Below are 15,390 nucleotides of genomic sequence, written 5' to 3' on the forward strand. Positions count from 1 at the left end.
TGCGCCTCAGCGCACCGCGGCCAGTTGTGTTTTCACCATGCGGGCGAACGATGCGGGGCGGCACCGCCCCAGCGTGACCCGCGGTGTGCCGTGCCAGCGCGCGCAATTGTCGATGGCGCGGGCGATGTCTGCGGCCAGCGCGTCGTCCGCCACCACGCCTTCCTCAAGGTAAAGCGCCTTCACTTCGAACGTGCCGTCCCGGCGATGCGCTTTCGCATCCAGCCGGCCAACCAGCCGTCCACGCACCAGGATCGGCAGCACGAAGTAGCCATAGCGACGCTTGGGTTCGGGCGTGTAGCACTCCAACGTGTAGTCGAAGCCGAAGAACTCGCTGACCCGCTCGCGATCCCAGACCACAGGGTCGAATGGCGACAGCAGCGTGGTGTGGCTGGGGCGCAACTTGCCGGCGCGGGCCAGCGCCAGTTGCGGCGCCAGATCCGGGTGGACATAGCCGGGCGCCTGCCAGCCCTTGACCTCGACGCGCAGCAACGCGCCCTCCTCCACCAGGCCGTCCAGGTCGGCATCGCGCAGGCGCGGGCGCAGCCGGTAGTAGTCGGCGATCCAGCGTGCCTGGGTGATGCCCAGTGCGCGTACCGATTTCAGCAGCAACTCGCGCCGCGCCAACGCGGTGTCCAGCGACGCGCGCTCCCAGTCCGGCTGGACCTGACCTACCACACGCTCGGCCAGGTCATAGACGCGATGGAAGTTCTCGCGCCGGGTGACCATCAGCCCGCCCAGGGCGAAGGCGGCCTCGAGCCAGCGCTTTTCGTTCTTCCACTCCCACCAGCCGCCGCCCGTGCCGGCCTCGCGCTCGAAATCGGCCGCCTTGACCGCGCCGTGGCTGCGAACGTGATCGAGCAGGCCGGCGATGTCGGCGCCATGCGCCTCGTGCGTCCTGCGGGCGCTACGGATGGCCCAATGGTGGTCGCGGTGCTCGATCGCGCTGCGCATCAGCGTGTAATCGGCGATCGGGGCGAAACACGCCTCGTGCGCCCACAGCTCGAAGATGTCGCGCTGCGCCAGCAATTCCTCCAGCCACGCCGCGGGATAGTCCCCCACGCGCGAAAACAACACTAGATAAGGACTGCGCGCGACGACGTGGATGGTGTCGATCTGCAGCAACTGCATGCGCGCGATCGCCGCCAGCAGATCGGCCTTGCCGGCGCGCCGGCGCGGGCGGGTGGCCAGGCCCTGCGCGGCAAGATGCAGGGCGCGCGCCTGTGCCGGCGGCAACGGCGGCAACGCGACGGCAACGGTCACGCCGCGGCCTTCACGACTTCAACGTGGCCTGCAACAGCGCCGAGATCACCTTGCGCAGGTGCCCGGCCTTGGTGGCGTCATAGGCGAAACTGTCTTCGTCCATGTAGTTGCGCTGGCTGATTTCCAGTTGCACCGCGTCGATGCCACGCTCCGGCTGGCCGTAGTGGCGGGTGATGTAACCACCCTTGAACCGGCCGTTGACGACGAAGTCGTACTCGTCCTGCGCCGACAGCACGGTTTCGAGCCGATGCTGCAGGACCGCCGCGCAACTGACGCCGGCAGACGTGCCCAGGTTCAGATCGGGCAGCCGTCCTTCGAACAGGAACGGCAGGTCGCTGCCGCGGATCGAATGCCCTTCCCACAGCACCGCGTGGCCGTGCTGTCCCTGGATGCGGTCGAGCTCTGCGCGCAAGGCTTCGTGGTAGGGGCGCCAGTAGGTTTCCACGCGCTGCGCCACTTCGTCCGGCGACGGCGCCTGTCCTTCAAGGTACACCGGCTCGCCGCTGAACTGCACCGCCGGGCACAGGCCGGTGGTGTTCTGCCCCGGGTACAGCGAGGTGTCGTCGGGCGGGCGGTTGAGGTCGACGACGTAACGCGAATGGCGCGGCACGATGATCGACGCGCCAAGCTCGCGGGCGAAGTCGTACAGGGTCGAGACGTGCCAGTCGGTATCGGGCGCGATCCGTGCACGCGCGGTCATGCGTGCGGCCAGTTCCTGCGGAATGTGGCTGCCGTCGTGCGGCAGGCTGACCAGCAGCGGCGCGGTGCCGCGGTGCAGGGTGTAGATGTCGGTGCTCATTGCGGTGTTTCCTGGGCTCGTCCGGGACACATGGTGGCGGCGCGTCAGCGCATCAACACCACTTCCTCGGCGCTGGTCGGGTGGATCGCCACGGTATCGCGCAGGTCCTGCAGGGTGATGCCGCGCTTGAGCGCGACCGCGAAGCCCTGCAGGATCTCGTCGGCGGCTTCGCCCATCAGGTGGATGCCCACCACGCGCCGCTCTTCGCCGATGCAGACCAGCTTGAACAGGCTGCGATGCGGCACGTCGGCCAAGGCGAACAGCATCGGCCGGAACTCGGCGCGATAGACGTGCACTGCCGCATCGCCGTGCTCGGCGCGCGCCTGCGCTTCGGTCAGGCCGACCTGACCGATCGGCGGGTGCGAGAACACCACCGTCGGGATGTCGCGCTGGTCCAGCACGGCCTGGCTGCCGCCGTAGACGCGATCCATCAGGCGACGGGCGGCAGCGATGGCGACCGGCGTCAACTGCGCGTTGGCGGTGATGTCGCCGACGGCGTAGATGCCCTCAACGCTGGTCTCGTGACGCTCGTTGACCACGATGCAACCATCGGCATCGGTGGCGACGCCGACGGCCTCCAGACCCATGCCCGCGCTGTTGGGACGGCGTCCGGTGGCGAACAGCAGCGCATCGAAGCGACCGCTGGCGTTGCCGTCGGCGCCGCGCAGGCGCACGCCGGCCGCCGCACCCGCGCCCGCGCCCGTGCCCGCGCCATCGGCCTCGACTGCGACCAGCCGATGATCGAAATGCAGGCGCACGCCCGACTGGCGATAGTCCTCGGCCAATTGCGCGGCCACTTCGTGATCGAACTCCCTGAGCAGGCGCGGGCCGCGCACGAACATCTCGACACGGCTGCCGAGCGCCTGCAGCACGCCGGCCAGCTCCACGGCGATGTAGCCGCCCCCCACTATCGCCACGCGTTCTGGCGCGGCGCGCCACTGGAAGAAATCGTCGGAGACGCCACCAAGTGCGGCGCCTGGGATGTCAGGCCGCTCCGGCCGCCCGCCGGTAGCGATCAGCAGGTGCCTGGCGCGCAACCGCGCACCGTTTTGGCATTCGATGGTATTCGCGTCGACCAGGTGCGCGCGCATCGGCGCCAGTACGATCCCGGCCGCGTCGAGGCGGCGCCGGTAGCTGGCGTGGATGTTTTCGATGTAGCGCTCGCGGTGGACGATGAACTCGGGCCAGTCCAGCGGCGCCGGCTGCACCGGGAATCCGAGGGTCGGTGCAAGTTGCAGCCTGGCGGCCACATCCGCGGCCAGCCACATCGCCTTTTTCGGTACGCAGCCGACATTGACGCAGGTGCCGCCGAGCAGGTGCGGCTCGAGCAGGGCCACGCGCGCGCCGTGCTCGGCCGCGCGGAAGGCTCCGGCCAGTCCACCCGAACCGCCCCCGATCACGATGAGGTCGAATTCGCTGGTGGCTGGCTTGGCATTCATCCGAATCGCTCGATGCGGTAGGGCGTGGGGTCGATCTCCGGCGTGCGCCCGGAAATCAGGTCGGCGACCAGCTGGCCGGTCGCCGCGCTCATGCTGACGCCCATCATGCCGTGACCGGTCGCCAACCAGATGTGATCGCGGCGCGGCACGCGGCCGATGATCGGCACGTCGTCGCAGCTCATCGGCCGCCAGCCGAACCATTGCTCCTGCTTCTGCGCGCCGACCGGCTCGTGCAGGTATTCGCCGGCACCGCGCTCGAGCGCGGCAAGCCGGCGCGGGTTGAGGCTGTCGTCGTAGCCGCTGAACTCCATGGTGCTGCCGAGGCGGTAGCCGCTGCCCCAGGCGGTCACGCAGACCTGGCGCTCGCGCAGCACCAGCGGCCGCTTGGGCACCAGGGCCGGCGACGAATAGGTGATCGAGTAGCCCTTGCCGGGCTGCATCGTGCGTTTCAGCGACGGCGCGCCAATCTCGTCGGCCAGCTTCGGCGACCACGCGCCCAGCGCCATGACGACGTCGCCCGCCAGGACGCGGCCGTGTGCGGTGGTGACGCGCACGCCGCCCTGTTCCGGTTCGGCACCGATGAACGCGCAGTCCTCGACGATGGTGCCGCCGCGTGCCCGCACCACCCGCGCCAGTTCGGCGACGTAGCGGTCCGGGCGCAGCACGGCGTCGCCGTTGAAGCGGATTGCCCCCGCCAGGCCGGGCTTGAGTGCCGGCTCCATTGCCTCGTAGGCGCGGCCGTCGACGACATCGACCGACACGCCCAGCTCGCGCAGGAAGCCGACTTCGTCCTGGGTGTGTTCGAAATAGTCCTGGGTGCGGAAGATGTAATCCTCGCCGGACGGGGCGAACTCGCAGGCCAGTTCGTAGTTCTCCACCCAGTGCGGCAGGCGCGCGCGCGAATCGTTGAGGATGGCCGACTTGGCCACCGCGCTGGCGCGCCAGTCGCGCTCGTTGCAGCGCAGGGCGAACCGCAGCAGCCAGGTCCACAGGCGCGGATCGAAGCGCGGCGGGACGTACAGCGGCGCGTCGGGCGTCAGCATCCAGCGCAATGCCTTCAACACCACGCCGGGCGCAGCCAGCGGCGGCGCATGGCTGGGGGTGATGGTGCCGCAGTTGCCGTGCGAGCTGCCGCCGCCGATGCGACCGGCATCGATCACCCGCACGCTGCGACCGGCTTCGAGCAGGGCCACGGCGCAGGCCAGGCCGATCACGCCTGCGCCGACGATCAGGACATCTTCGCGTTGTTCCATGGGGGCAAGTTTAGTCGCTTGGGAAGGCTCATGGCTGGGCCGGTGCAGTGCCCTTCCAGCCCGGACCGCGCACCACGCGTCCCGGCTTGGCGCCGGTGTGTTCGCCGCCGCCGAGCACCTGCACGCCGTTGACGAACACGTCGCTGACGCCGGTGGCGTACTGCTGCGGCTTGTCGTACGTGGAATGGTCAGCGATCGCGGCCGGATCGAACACGGCGATGTCGGCAAAGCAGCCAACGGCGAGGCATCCGCGATCCTTGAGTTTCCAGTTGCGCGCCGGCAGTCCGGTCAGGCGGAAGATCGCCTGCTCCAGCGGCATCAGCTTCTGCTCGCGCACGTAGTGGCCGAGGAAGCGGGCGACGTTGCCGTAGGCGCGCGGATGCGTGCTCGACTTCAGGAACACGCCCTCCGGCGCCGACGACTCGGCATCCGAGCCCAGGCTCACCCACGGCTGGCGCAGGCCGAGCGCGACATTGTCCTCGCTCATCAGGAAGTAGGCGGTGTCCACGCGCGAATCGTCCTCGACGATCAGGTCGATGGCGGTGTCCTCCGGCGACGTGCCACGGCGCTTGGCGACATCCGCCAGGGTCAGGCCGGTCAGCGGCTTGAGCTTGTCGCTCTTGAAGCCGATGAACAGCACGCGCTCGGGCGAGCCGGCCTGCAGGCGCAGGTTCTCCCAGTCGCCGTCGCTGCGCTTCATCTCGGCGATGATGCGCGCGCGCGTGGCCGGATCCTTGAGTCGCTTGATCATCGCGTCGTGGCCGCCGTCCTGCACCCACGGCGGCAGGCTCGCGTCCAGGCCGGTCGCGCCGGCGGTGTAGGCATACATGTTGGCGGCGATGTCGACGCCCTGGCCGCGCGCGGCATCGATCCGTTCGATCGCCTGCGCCATCTTCGGCCAGTTGCCCTGCCCGGCCGCCTTCAAGTGGTAGACCTCGACATGCCGGCCACTGGCGCGACCGATCGCGATCGTCTCGTCCAGCGCTTCGAGCATGCCGTTGGCCTCGCTGCGCATGTGCGCTACGTAGCCGCCGCCGGATTCGGCCGCGGCCTTGCTCAGCGCGATCAGCTCGTCGGTGCGCGCGTAGAAGCCCGGCGGATAGATCAGCGAACCGCCGACACCGAGCGCGCCCTCGCGCATCGCCAGCCGCACCTGGTCCTGCATGCGCGCCAGTTGTTGCGCGTCGGGCTGGACATCGGCTTCGCCCAGTTCGTGGATGCGCACGGTGGCGGCACCGACGAACGAGGCCACGTTCGGGGTGATGCCGCGGTGCTGCAGATAGTCCAGGTACTCACCGAGCGTGGTCCACTCGATCGGGTAACGGATGTCGCCCTGCTGTTTCACCGCCTCGGTCTTCATTGCCGGCGTCAGCGGGCCCATCGACCAGCCTTCGCCGAAGATCTCCAGTGTCACGCCCTGGCGTGTGTCGCTCTGGCCGCGGCCGTCGGCGATCAGTGATTCGGTCGCCCAGCTCAGCACGTTGATGAAGCCCGGCGCGACGGCGTGACCATGCGCGTCGATTTCCCTGGTCGCCTTCGCCGGCGCACCGGGCGCGAGCAGCGCGACGACACGATCGCCGCGCACGGCGACATCGACCCGCCGGGCCGGCGCACCGCTACCATCGAACACCTGGCCGTTGCGGATCAGCAGGTCGTACTGGGCAACCTCCCGCGCAGGTTCCGGGCCGCTGCAGGCAGACAGCATGACGGTGGACAGCGCGACGGCAAGCGCGGCCGCGGCAGCAACAGGTTTCAGATGCAGCACGGGCAATCTCCTCAGAGTTTCCAGCCAACCATGTTCCAGGACCACATCAGCACGGCAGCGAAGGCGAAGATCGCCACCGCGCCGGTGTGCCGCAACTTGCGCCAGAAACCCCAGTGGCGCGCGCGCCACGCCGGCCACAACTGCACGATGCACACCACCGTCAGCAGCATCACCGGCAGCGCCCACCACAGCGCCAGGCGCAGTGGCACGCCGGGGTAACTGAACATCAGCGCGTTGCCACCCTTGGCGATCCCGAATGCGGCGATCGCCAGCAGCAGCGCCAGCAGCAACCACGCCGCCGCGGTGGCGTAGAGCCATTGCGCACTGCGCATGGCCGACATCGCCTCGCCGTTGCGGCGTTTCCAGCGGCGCATCCAGGCGCCGGTGATCACGCCCAGTGCGGTCAAGGCCGACAGCACGATCATCGCCATCAGCAGCTGCGAATCGTCCAGTGCGCCGGCGCGGTCGTAAACGTCATGCCCGCCCGGAGTGACGAAGCCGGTAATCGCGCCGTCCTGGCCAACCAGGAAAGCGAGCCGGCCAGGACCCTGCACGGCGCGGAACACGTTCGGCTTCTCTTCGACCCAGCGCGTGCTCTCCTCGCCACTGGTCAGGGTCAGGTATCCGTCTTCGGTGACCGCGACGGTGGCCGCGCTGGCCAGCAGCAGTTTCTCGAAACCGAGGAACGGGCGGCGTTCGCCCAGGTACTTGCCGGCGTAGGCCAGGCCGCGGGTCGCGAAATCCTTCGGCGGCGACGGCAGGGCGTCGTCGCGGGCCCGCGGGAAGTAGCGCTGCAGCAGCAGTTGCGGCAACTCCGCGGCCAGGCGCACGCCGCTGTCGGTATTGGTCGAGACGAACACGCCGAAGCCAAGCTCCGGCACCGCAACCAGATTGGAGTGGAAGTACATCGTCGCGCCGCCATGCTCCAGGCTCTGCACCTGGCCATAGCGCTTGCGGAAGAAGCCATAGGCGAAGCCGGTGGCATCGGGCGCGTTGCGGAACAACGGCTCGCCTTCCAGGCGCGCGAAAGCCGCGGCAGGCACGATGCGCTGGCCATCGAGCTCGCCGCGGTTGACCAGCATGGTAAGGTAGCGCGCCATGTCGGCGGCGTTGCTGGACACGCTGCCGGCCGGGGCGATCTGCGCAATGTATTCGAACGGTTCGCTGGCGTAGCCGCCGCCCTCGCGCTTGAAGCCCTGCGACCACAAACCCTGGAACCGCGCGTCGGCATTGCGCGCGTCGCCCTGGCCGAGCGGCTCGCGGAAGGTGGTGAGCTGCATGCCCATCGGTTCGAACAGGTCGCGCTCGGCCAGCGACTCGAACGGAACGTCGTTGACCTTTGCCAGCACGGCGCCGAGCAGCGCCAGGGAGTAGTTCGAGTAGACCGCATGCGTGCCGGGGGCGCGCACGCGTGCCGGACGGTGGTGCAGCAGGTAGTCGTGCAGGCTGAGGGTGGTTTCGGGCTTGCTGGCGAACAGGTGGCCGAGCGCGGTGTCTTCGTAGCCTGCGCTGTGGGTGAGCAGGTGGCGCACCAGCACCGGCGGGTAGCCGTCGTCGGGCAGGTGCAGGTCGGACGGGAGGTAGTCGTTGACCGGGGCATCGAGCAAGAGCTTGCCGGCATCGATCAGCTTGAGTGCCTCCAGGTAGGTGAAGGTCTTGGACACGGAGCCGACGCGGAAAAGGGTCCGCGCGGGGTCGACTTCGCGGTGTGGCGATTGCGCGGCCATGCCGTAGCCGCGAAGCAGGAGCGGGCCCTGCTGGTCGACCACCGCCACGGTGACTCCGGCGATGCCCAGGCGGCGCATGTAGCCGTCGATCACGCCGTCGACGTAGGCCGACAGGTCGGTGGCATCGACTGCGCGAGGTGGCGGGAGTGGTGTGGTGGCGTCGGTGGCCGGCGTTGCGGTTTGCGCTGCCGGCGCTGCGGCGGTTGCCACCGCCGTTGCGGTCAGTGCCATCGCCAGTGCGATTGCGCGCGCCCAGTGCGTGCGTGCTGCTGCCATCGACGCTACCCCTCCCCAGGAGAAGGGCCGATTAAAGCACGCTCGGGCGGCGATCTCCGGAGTGACGTTGTCCACAGGAGCGCAAAAACAAAACGGCCCGCTTGCGCGGGCCGTCTGCCATCCCGGTGAGGGAGCGCGGGTCAGTGCTGGTGGCCGCCTTCACCGTGGACATGGCCGTGCTCGACTTCTTCGGTCGAAGCCTCGCGCACTTCGACGATCTCGATCGCGAAGTGGAGGTCCTTGCCGGCCATCGGATGGTTGAGGTCGACGTCGACCACGCTCATCCCGACCTTCTGGATCGTGACAGCGCGCGGACCGAAGTTGGTCGGCAGCACCGCCTGCATGCCCGGCTCCAGGCGCGCACCCTGGAAGTGCTTCTTCGGCACGCGCTGGGTCAGGCCCTCGCGGCGCTCGCCGTAGGCGTCGACGGCAGCGACGTCGACTTCGAACTTGTCGCCGGCGACGTGGCCTTCCATCGCCTTCTCCAGGCCCGGGATGATGTTGCCGTGGCCGATCAGGATCGCCAGCGGCTCGCGGCCTTCCGAACTTTCAAGCGTCTCCTGGCCCTGCTCGGAGACGGAGTAGTGGAACAGGACGACGCGATCTTTCTCGATGTTCATTGCAAGGGGGCTCGGCATGGGGTGCCGCCAGTCGGTACGGTTCGGCGGCAGGGGGCGGCGACGGCTTGACCGTCGGCAACATGAACGGCCAAGCTAATGGCCGTGACGAAAGCGCCGCATTATCCCGGCAAGACCGCCCCCGCGCCACTGCGCGGGGCGCGCGCCGTCTGGGCCACAACCTCCCTTGCGCTCCTGTGCCTGGCGCTGGCCGCCTGCGGCGGCAGCCACGAAGTCGTGCGCCGGTCGCGGCCGCCGGCACGGACCTGGCCAGTCGTGCAGCCGCAGGACCCGGCGGCGGCCAACGCGGTCCTGATGCGGGCGATCAGCCTGGTCGGCACGCCCTACCGCTACGGCGGCAATACGCCGGAAGGCGGCTTCGACTGCAGCGGCCTGGTCAACTATGTCTACCGCGACATGCTCGACCTGCGCCTGCCGCGGACCTCGCGCGAGCTGGCCGGCTTCCAGGGCCCGCGCATCGTCCCCGAGCGGCTTGCCGCCGGCGACCTGGTGTTCTTCGGCCAGGGCGGAAACGTCAGCCACGTCGGTATATACGTAGGTGAAGGCCGCTTCGTGCACGCCCCCAGCACCGGCGGCACGGTCCGCCTGGACACCCTCGACGGCAGCTACTGGCGCGACCATTACAGCGGCGCCAAGCGTGTGCTGAATCAGGCGGCTCGACCAAATTCCTGAACAGGGACTTGGGGTTAGCGGTGGCATGATTTGTGACAACCCGCCCGCCCGTTAATGCATTTTTAACGAAATCTGAACCCAATCCACCTGTTTCACAGGCATGATCGCCCGGTCGACGACTTCGTGATGACCGCGTGACGCCCAACCCGCTCCGCCCCGGCCAAGCCGCCGCAAATCCCCGCCGCCCGTTCCGGGTGGGTGTTCAATTCTTCCTCGCCGCCGCACTGGCCCTGCTGGCCGTGCCGGCGCTGGCACAGCAGATGCCGTCGTCGTCGCTGGCCGCAGACTCCGCCGATGGCCCGGCCGCTGCCACCAGCACGATGCTGCCGGAGGCGATGAGCCTGTCCGACCGCGCCCTGCTGCTGGCAACCGACCTCAACCGTCTGCTGGCCCCGGGCTCCTCCGACGCCGCCGCCAACGTGCCGCCGGCCCAGCAGGGCAAGATCGCCTCGGTGCTGCAGCGGGCCATGGCCCTGCTCGGCACCCCGTACGTCTGGGGCGGAACCGACCCCAACAAGGGCTTCGACTGCAGCGGCCTGGTCGGCTACGTGTTCCACAACGCCCTGGGCATCGACCTGCCGCGCGTCTCGCGCGAAATGGCCAAGAGCGGCGAACTGGTCACCGACCGCGCCAAGCTCAATGCAGGCGACCTGGTCTTCTTCGGCCGCCGCGGCCGCGTCGACCATGTCGGCATCTACGTTGGCGAAGGCCGCTTCGTGCACGCCCCCAGCCGCGGCAAGGACGTCCAGGTCTCCAACCTCGACACCGGCTACTGGAGCGCCAAGTTCATGCAGGCCCGCCGCCTCGACGGCATCTGACCGCCTCCGCCCCCGTTCCCGAAAGGCCGCCCCAGGGCGGCCTTTTTCATTGGCGCCTCCGGCCACCGCGAACAACGTCCATGGATCCCCGGCCCGGCGGACGACGCCCTTCGAACGACTCACCCCGCCAGGCGCAGCCCGGCAACTCAGACCACCTGGGCCGCCTTGCTCAACTCATTCATCGTCGCCTCGATGCCCTTGCTCAACTCCATCACCTTGAGCGCGTACTCGCCCAGATGGCGATCGACATCGTTGACAGGATTCCAGGTCGGCACCGGCGTCGGCTTGCCGTCGGCCCCGTCGAGCGCGACGAAGACAATCACGCAATGCGTGCACAGACGATCCTCCTCCGGCCCCTGCATCGGATCGCGCGCCTTCACATCGACCGCGAAATGCATGCTGGTCGTGCCCGTGTGCACCAGCTTGGTGTGCACCGTGACCATGTCGGAAATGCGGATCGGCGCCACGAAACGGATGCCGCCCACCGCCACCGTGACACTGTAGGTACCCGACCAGCCCACCGCCGCCGCATAACCGGCCTGGTCGATCCACTTCATCACCACGCCACCGTGGACCTTGCCACCGTAATTGACGTCGGACGGCTCGGCGAGGAAACGCAGGTTCAATTCACGCTGTGTACCGCTCATGACGGGGCTCCGGTGGAAGGATCGGAAAGAGTCGCGCGCAGGTGGCGCACCACGGCATTGGCCACTCCGTGCACACCGTTCCTGAGGCGATCGTCGTTGAGGATGCCGTAGTCGGGCAGCTTGTCGGCCGCCTGACCTACCGCGACCTGCTGCGGCACTACCAGCAACCCGAGTTTGGCAAGCGCGTCGCGCAGCACCAGCAGCGAACGCAGGCCACCGAGCGGCCCGGGCGAGGCCGACACGATGCCGGCCACCTTGTCCTGGAACAACGCGACGCCGGACCCGCCGGCGTCGGTCGGCCGCGAAATCCAGTCCAGCGTGTTCTTGACCAGCGCCGGCATCGAACCGTTGTACTCCGGCGTGCTGATCAGCAACCCGTCGTGCCGGCCCATCAACGCCTGCAACTGGCGCACCGCATCGGGCATGCCGGCGGCCTCGATGTCGCCGTCGTAGACCGGCAGCGAATAGTCGCGCAACTCGATCAGCGTGACCTCGGCGCCGGCCGCGCGCGCACCGTCGGCCAGCACATGGACCAGGCGCCGGTTGTAGGACCCCTGGCGGAGGCTTCCGGCAAAAGCGAGCAGGCGTGGAACGGCAGCAGGCATCCAAGGCTCCGGAGGAACGGCCACACACCGGCCGCAGGCGCTCGATTATGCGCGGCGCGCGTGAGCTTGCAGCATGCGCGCCCGCGGGCGATCCTCGCGGCCTGGCAAGGACAGGCAACGCGAGGAGCACACAATGGGACGGACGATTCTGGGCATGCTGGCCGGTGCCGTGGTTGCCGTGGCGGTGATCCTGCTGGTGGAACTGATCGGCCACGCGGCCTATCCGCCGCCGCCGGGCCTGGACATCACCGACCCGGCCAACGAGGCCGCATTCGCCGCGTTCGTCGCGCAGATGCCGTTCGGCGCCAAGGCCACCGTGCTCGTGGCCTGGGTGCTGGGCACCTTCACCGGCGCCCTCGTCGCGGCGAAGATCGCGCGCCACCAGACCGCCGCCGCGCTGCTGGTCGCGCTGGTGGTGATCTCGGCGGTGCTGGCGATGATCCTCAAGTTCCCGCATCCGACCTGGCTGGCGATCGCCGGCCTGGTACTGCCGATCCCGGCGGCGTTGCTTGCGGTGCGACTGGTCTACCGGCGCAGCACGCTGCCGCGCTTGTGATCGCCGCCCGCGCAACCACGGGGTGAACACCGGCACATATCGGCAGGGTCGAAATCGCCGAAACTGTGCGCCCCCACGCGAGCCGTCGCCGATGCCCCTGCTGCGAATCTCCACTGTCGCTTCCGCGATTCTGCTCGCGGCCTCCGCTCCCCTGTTCGCCGCCCCGGCGAAGCGGCCCGAGGCGGTCCTGCCGCCGTCGCACGCTTACGAATCCTCCGACGAATGGCGCCAGCCGGTCGCGCCGTTCCGCATCGGCGAGCACACCTGGTACATCGGCACGGCCGGCCTGAGCGCGCTGCTGGTGAAGACCGACGCCGGCGCCGTGCTGATCGACGGCGGCATGCCGCAGGCCGCCGACATGATCCTGGCGCACATGCGCGAGCTCGGCGTCGCCCCATCCGACCTCAAGCTGATCCTGCACAGCCACGCCCATGTCGACCACGCTGGCCCGCTCGCCGCGATCCAGCGCGCGACTGGTGCGCGCGTGATCAGCAATGCCGAATCGGCTGCACTGCTGGCGCGCGGCGGCAGCGCCGACCTGCACTTCGGCGACGACATGCTGTTCCCGCCGGTGCACGCCGACCGCCTGGTGATGGACGGCGAAACGGTCGAGCTCGGTGGCATCGCCTTCACGGTGCATTTCACGCCCGGCCATACCCCGGGCAGCATGAGCTGGACCTGGGACGACGTTCGCGAACGCAAGCCGTTGCACATCGCCTATGTCGACAGCCTGTCCGCGCCCGGTTACCGGCTGGCCGGCAATCCGCGCTATCCGCACATCGTCGACGACTACCGGCGCAGCATCGAAACCGTGCGCGCCCTGCCCTGCGACGTGCTGATCACGCCGCACCCGGATGCCAGCGGCTGGACGCCCGGCAACACCGGTGCGCCGCACCCGCAACCGCTCACCTGCGCCGACTATGCGAGCCGCGCAGCGGGTAGGCTCGATGCCCAGCTCAGGACCGAATCCGAGGCGAAACACTGATGCCGTACACCCCGATCGTGGCCACCTTGGGCTACGTGCTTTCGCCCGACGGGCGCCAGGTGCTGATGGTCCACCGCAATGCGCGGCCGGATGACCACCAGCTCGGCAAGTACAACGGCCTGGGCGGCAAGCTCGAGCCGCTCGAGGACGTGGTCGCCGGCATGCGCCGCGAGATCCACGAGGAAGCCGGCATCGACTGCGAGGAGCTGCAATTGCGCGGCACCATCAGCTGGCCCGGCTTCGGCAAGCACGGCGAGGACTGGCTCGGTTTCGTGTTCGTGATCACCCGCTTCAGCGGCACGCCGCACGCGAGCAATCCGGAGGGCACGCTGGAATGGGTGCCGCTGGACAAGCTGCACGAACTGCCGATGTGGGAAGGCGACCGCAACTTCCTGCCACTGGTCTTCGACGGCGACGCGCGCTCGTTCCACGGCGTGATGCCATACCGCGACGGCCGCATGCAGTCGTGGAGCTACTCGCGGGTGTAGCTCGTCACAGCGTGCGCATCACTGCGGACGCATCACAGCGTGCGCATCACAGCCGGCCGATCTCGGCCTTCTCGCCCTCGGCGATGCCCAGGTTGCTCGACGCCGCCTCATACACCTCGCGATCGAGCAGCCCGGTTTCCTTGGCCACCAGCACCGGCACCAGCATCTGCCCGGTGACGTTGGTCATCGTGCGCATCATGTCGAGCACGCGGTCGATCGCCACCAGGTAGCCGATGCCTTCCAGCGGCAAGCCGGCCGCCGACAGCACCAGCGTCACCATCACGATCGCCGTGCCCGGCACGCCGGCGGTGCCGAAGCTGCCCAGCACGGAGGCTATGAGAATGGTGAAGTACTGGCTGGGCTCCAGGTGCAGGCCGAAGTACTGGGCGACGAACATCGACGTCAGCGCCGGATAGATCGCGCCGCAGCCGTCCATCTTGATGCTCGCGCCCAGCGGCACGGCGAACGCGGCGTAGTCGCGGTCGACGCCGAGGTTGTGGGTGACCGAGCGGATCGCCGCCGGCATCGCCGCGAAACTCGACGAGGCCACGAACGCGACCTGCATGCCCGGCGCCGCACCGCGGAAGAACTTGAGCGGATTGAGCCCGTGCAGCAGCAACAGGCTGCCGTAGACGAAGACGATGTGCAGCGCGCACGCCAGGTACAGCGCGAACACGAACGTGCCCAGCGGCAGCAGCTTCTCGAAGCCGTAGGCGCCGACCAGCGAGGCGATCAGCCCGAAGGTCCCCAGCGGGGTCAGTTCCAGCACGAAGCGGGTGACCTGCACCATCGCGTCGCTGGCCTCGGCGGCCAGCTTGCGCAGGTTGGCCGTGCGCTCGCCGAGCCTGACCATGGCGAAGCCGAGCAGGCCAGCGAACACGATCACCTGCAGGATCTTGCCGTCGCTGAGCGCCTTGAACGGATTGGTCGGGATGACATCGAGCAGCACCTGCGTCGGCGTCGGCACTTCGCGCACGGTGTAGTCCGGCGCCACCGTCAGACCGGCCAGGCCATGTCCGGGCTGCAGCAACCAGCCCATCGACAAGCCGACACAGACCGCCAGCGCGGCGGTGATCGCGAACCAGACAAAGGTGCGCCCGCCCAGCGCCGCCACGGACTTCTGCCCGTGCAGGCTGCTGATGGCGTTCATCACCGCGAAGAACACCAGCGGCACGGCGATCATCTTGATGCCGTTGACGTAGATCGTGCCGAGCGGACCGAACCAGGTTTCGGCGGAATGGCCGAACAGCCAACCTGCGAACGCACCCAGGACGAATCCGGCCAGTACGCGCTGCCAGAACGGGATGCGGAGCCAGGCCGAAACCACCTTCATCGAGACCTTCGCTTTGCCTTGCTTGTCGGTTTTGCACGATATCCCAGCCCGGACAGGCCTGCGACCCCGTGAATGCAACGCCGGTGTCCCAGCACTGCAATAACGCCCTGCATAATCGCGGTTTGCCTG

15 protein-coding genes are annotated in these 15,390 nt (G+C 68.7%); 5 read left to right on the forward strand and 10 right to left on the reverse strand.

Annotated elements, in window-relative coordinates; genetic code table 11:
* Positions 1-6 precede the first annotated feature (6 nt).
* From AB4Y64_RS15960 to AB4Y64_RS15990, 7 genes are all read right to left on the reverse strand, one after another.
* A complete protein-coding gene (locus AB4Y64_RS15960) occupies positions 7-1,260 on the reverse strand; it encodes a winged helix-turn-helix domain-containing protein (protein ID WP_441817450.1) in 1,254 nt (417 codons plus the stop codon).
* Between the two features lie 10 nt (positions 1,261-1,270).
* Positions 1,271-2,059, reverse strand: coding sequence for an N-formylglutamate deformylase (gene hutG, locus AB4Y64_RS15965; RefSeq protein WP_441817451.1), 789 nt, complete (start codon positions 2,057-2,059; stop codon positions 1,271-1,273).
* 44 nt (positions 2,060-2,103) lie between these two features.
* Positions 2,104-3,498 (reverse strand): glutathione-disulfide reductase, encoded by a 1,395-nt coding sequence (gene gorA / locus AB4Y64_RS15970; protein ID WP_441817452.1) that lies wholly within the window; start codon positions 3,496-3,498, stop codon positions 2,104-2,106.
* Positions 3,495-4,751, reverse strand: a complete 1,257-nt coding sequence (locus AB4Y64_RS15975; protein WP_441817453.1) for an NAD(P)/FAD-dependent oxidoreductase — start codon at positions 4,749-4,751, stop codon at positions 3,495-3,497. The genes gorA and AB4Y64_RS15975 overlap by 4 nt, the downstream gene beginning before the upstream one ends.
* 28 nt (positions 4,752-4,779) lie before the next feature.
* On the reverse strand, positions 4,780-6,516 hold the full coding sequence (locus AB4Y64_RS15980; RefSeq protein ID WP_441817454.1) for an N-acyl-D-amino-acid deacylase family protein: 1,737 nt from the start codon (positions 6,514-6,516) through the stop codon (positions 4,780-4,782).
* 11 nt (positions 6,517-6,527) lie between these two features.
* On the reverse strand, positions 6,528-8,519 hold the full coding sequence (locus AB4Y64_RS15985; protein WP_441817455.1) for a serine hydrolase domain-containing protein: 1,992 nt from the start codon (positions 8,517-8,519) through the stop codon (positions 6,528-6,530).
* A gap of 140 nt (positions 8,520-8,659) precedes the next feature.
* Entirely contained in the window at positions 8,660-9,139 is a 480-nt protein-coding gene (locus tag AB4Y64_RS15990; protein WP_441817456.1) for an FKBP-type peptidyl-prolyl cis-trans isomerase, read from the reverse strand.
* Between the two features lie 96 nt (positions 9,140-9,235).
* Between AB4Y64_RS15990 and AB4Y64_RS15995 the strand changes: the two genes are divergently transcribed.
* Positions 9,236-9,829, forward strand: coding sequence for a C40 family peptidase (locus tag AB4Y64_RS15995; protein WP_441817457.1), 594 nt, complete (start codon positions 9,236-9,238; stop codon positions 9,827-9,829).
* A gap of 134 nt (positions 9,830-9,963) precedes the next feature.
* On the forward strand, positions 9,964-10,647 hold the full coding sequence (locus AB4Y64_RS16000; protein WP_441817458.1) for a C40 family peptidase: 684 nt from the start codon (positions 9,964-9,966) through the stop codon (positions 10,645-10,647).
* A gap of 146 nt (positions 10,648-10,793) precedes the next feature.
* On the opposite strand, the gene AB4Y64_RS16005 is transcribed toward AB4Y64_RS16000, so the two are convergent.
* Both AB4Y64_RS16005 and AB4Y64_RS16010 read right to left on the reverse strand, forming a co-directional pair.
* Positions 10,794-11,294 (reverse strand): acyl-CoA thioesterase, encoded by a 501-nt coding sequence (locus AB4Y64_RS16005; protein ID WP_441817459.1) that lies wholly within the window; start codon positions 11,292-11,294, stop codon positions 10,794-10,796.
* Complete coding sequence (locus AB4Y64_RS16010) at positions 11,291-11,899, reverse strand: NADPH-dependent FMN reductase (protein WP_441817460.1); 609 nt, start codon at positions 11,897-11,899, stop codon at positions 11,291-11,293. The genes AB4Y64_RS16005 and AB4Y64_RS16010 overlap by 4 nt, the downstream gene beginning before the upstream one ends.
* A 133-nt stretch (positions 11,900-12,032) precedes the next feature.
* Between AB4Y64_RS16010 and AB4Y64_RS16015 the strand changes: the two genes are divergently transcribed.
* From AB4Y64_RS16015 to AB4Y64_RS16025, 3 genes are all read left to right on the forward strand, one after another.
* Positions 12,033-12,455 carry a hypothetical protein gene (locus tag AB4Y64_RS16015; RefSeq protein ID WP_441817461.1) on the forward strand — a complete coding sequence of 141 codons (423 nt, stop codon included), beginning with the start codon at positions 12,033-12,035 and terminating at the stop codon, positions 12,453-12,455.
* Between the two features lie 91 nt (positions 12,456-12,546).
* On the forward strand, positions 12,547-13,440 hold the full coding sequence (gene bla / locus AB4Y64_RS16020; protein WP_441817462.1) for a subclass B3 metallo-beta-lactamase: 894 nt from the start codon (positions 12,547-12,549) through the stop codon (positions 13,438-13,440).
* Positions 13,440-13,928, forward strand: a complete 489-nt coding sequence (locus AB4Y64_RS16025) for an NUDIX hydrolase (RefSeq protein ID WP_441817463.1) — start codon at positions 13,440-13,442, stop codon at positions 13,926-13,928. Before bla ends, AB4Y64_RS16025 begins: the two co-directional genes overlap by 1 nt.
* Positions 13,929-13,974: 46 nt before the next feature.
* Here AB4Y64_RS16025 and AB4Y64_RS16030 read toward each other — a convergent pair whose 3' ends face one another.
* Positions 13,975-15,261 (reverse strand): dicarboxylate/amino acid:cation symporter, encoded by a 1,287-nt coding sequence (locus tag AB4Y64_RS16030; RefSeq protein WP_441817464.1) that lies wholly within the window; start codon positions 15,259-15,261, stop codon positions 13,975-13,977.
* Positions 15,262-15,390 lie beyond the last annotated feature (129 nt).

This window comes from Lysobacter sp. TAF61, assembly GCF_052113485.1.
Classification (GTDB): Bacteria; Pseudomonadota; Gammaproteobacteria; order Xanthomonadales; family Xanthomonadaceae; genus Lysobacter_J.

Coding starts and splice junctions, on each gene's coding strand:
- AB4Y64_RS15985 (WP_441817455.1), bottom strand. CDS start 8,519: ATGGCAGCAGCACGCACGCACTGGGCGCGCGCAATCGCACTGGCGATG.
- AB4Y64_RS15990 (WP_441817456.1), bottom strand. CDS start 9,139: ATGAACATCGAGAAAGATCGCGTCGTCCTGTTCCACTACTCCGTCTCC.
- gorA (WP_441817452.1), bottom strand. CDS start 3,498: ATGAATGCCAAGCCAGCCACCAGCGAATTCGACCTCATCGTGATCGGG.
- hutG (WP_441817451.1), bottom strand. CDS start 2,059: ATGAGCACCGACATCTACACCCTGCACCGCGGCACCGCGCCGCTGCTG.
- bla (WP_441817462.1), top strand. CDS start 12,547: ATGCCCCTGCTGCGAATCTCCACTGTCGCTTCCGCGATTCTGCTCGCG.
- AB4Y64_RS16030 (WP_441817464.1), bottom strand. CDS start 15,261: ATGAAGGTGGTTTCGGCCTGGCTCCGCATCCCGTTCTGGCAGCGCGTA.
- AB4Y64_RS16025 (WP_441817463.1), top strand. CDS start 13,440: ATGCCGTACACCCCGATCGTGGCCACCTTGGGCTACGTGCTTTCGCCC.
- AB4Y64_RS16010 (WP_441817460.1), bottom strand. CDS start 11,899: ATGCCTGCTGCCGTTCCACGCCTGCTCGCTTTTGCCGGAAGCCTCCGC.
- AB4Y64_RS16005 (WP_441817459.1), bottom strand. CDS start 11,294: ATGAGCGGTACACAGCGTGAATTGAACCTGCGTTTCCTCGCCGAGCCG.
- AB4Y64_RS15975 (WP_441817453.1), bottom strand. CDS start 4,751: ATGGAACAACGCGAAGATGTCCTGATCGTCGGCGCAGGCGTGATCGGC.
- AB4Y64_RS16015 (WP_441817461.1), top strand. CDS start 12,033: ATGGGACGGACGATTCTGGGCATGCTGGCCGGTGCCGTGGTTGCCGTG.
- AB4Y64_RS15995 (WP_441817457.1), top strand. CDS start 9,236: ATGGCCGTGACGAAAGCGCCGCATTATCCCGGCAAGACCGCCCCCGCG.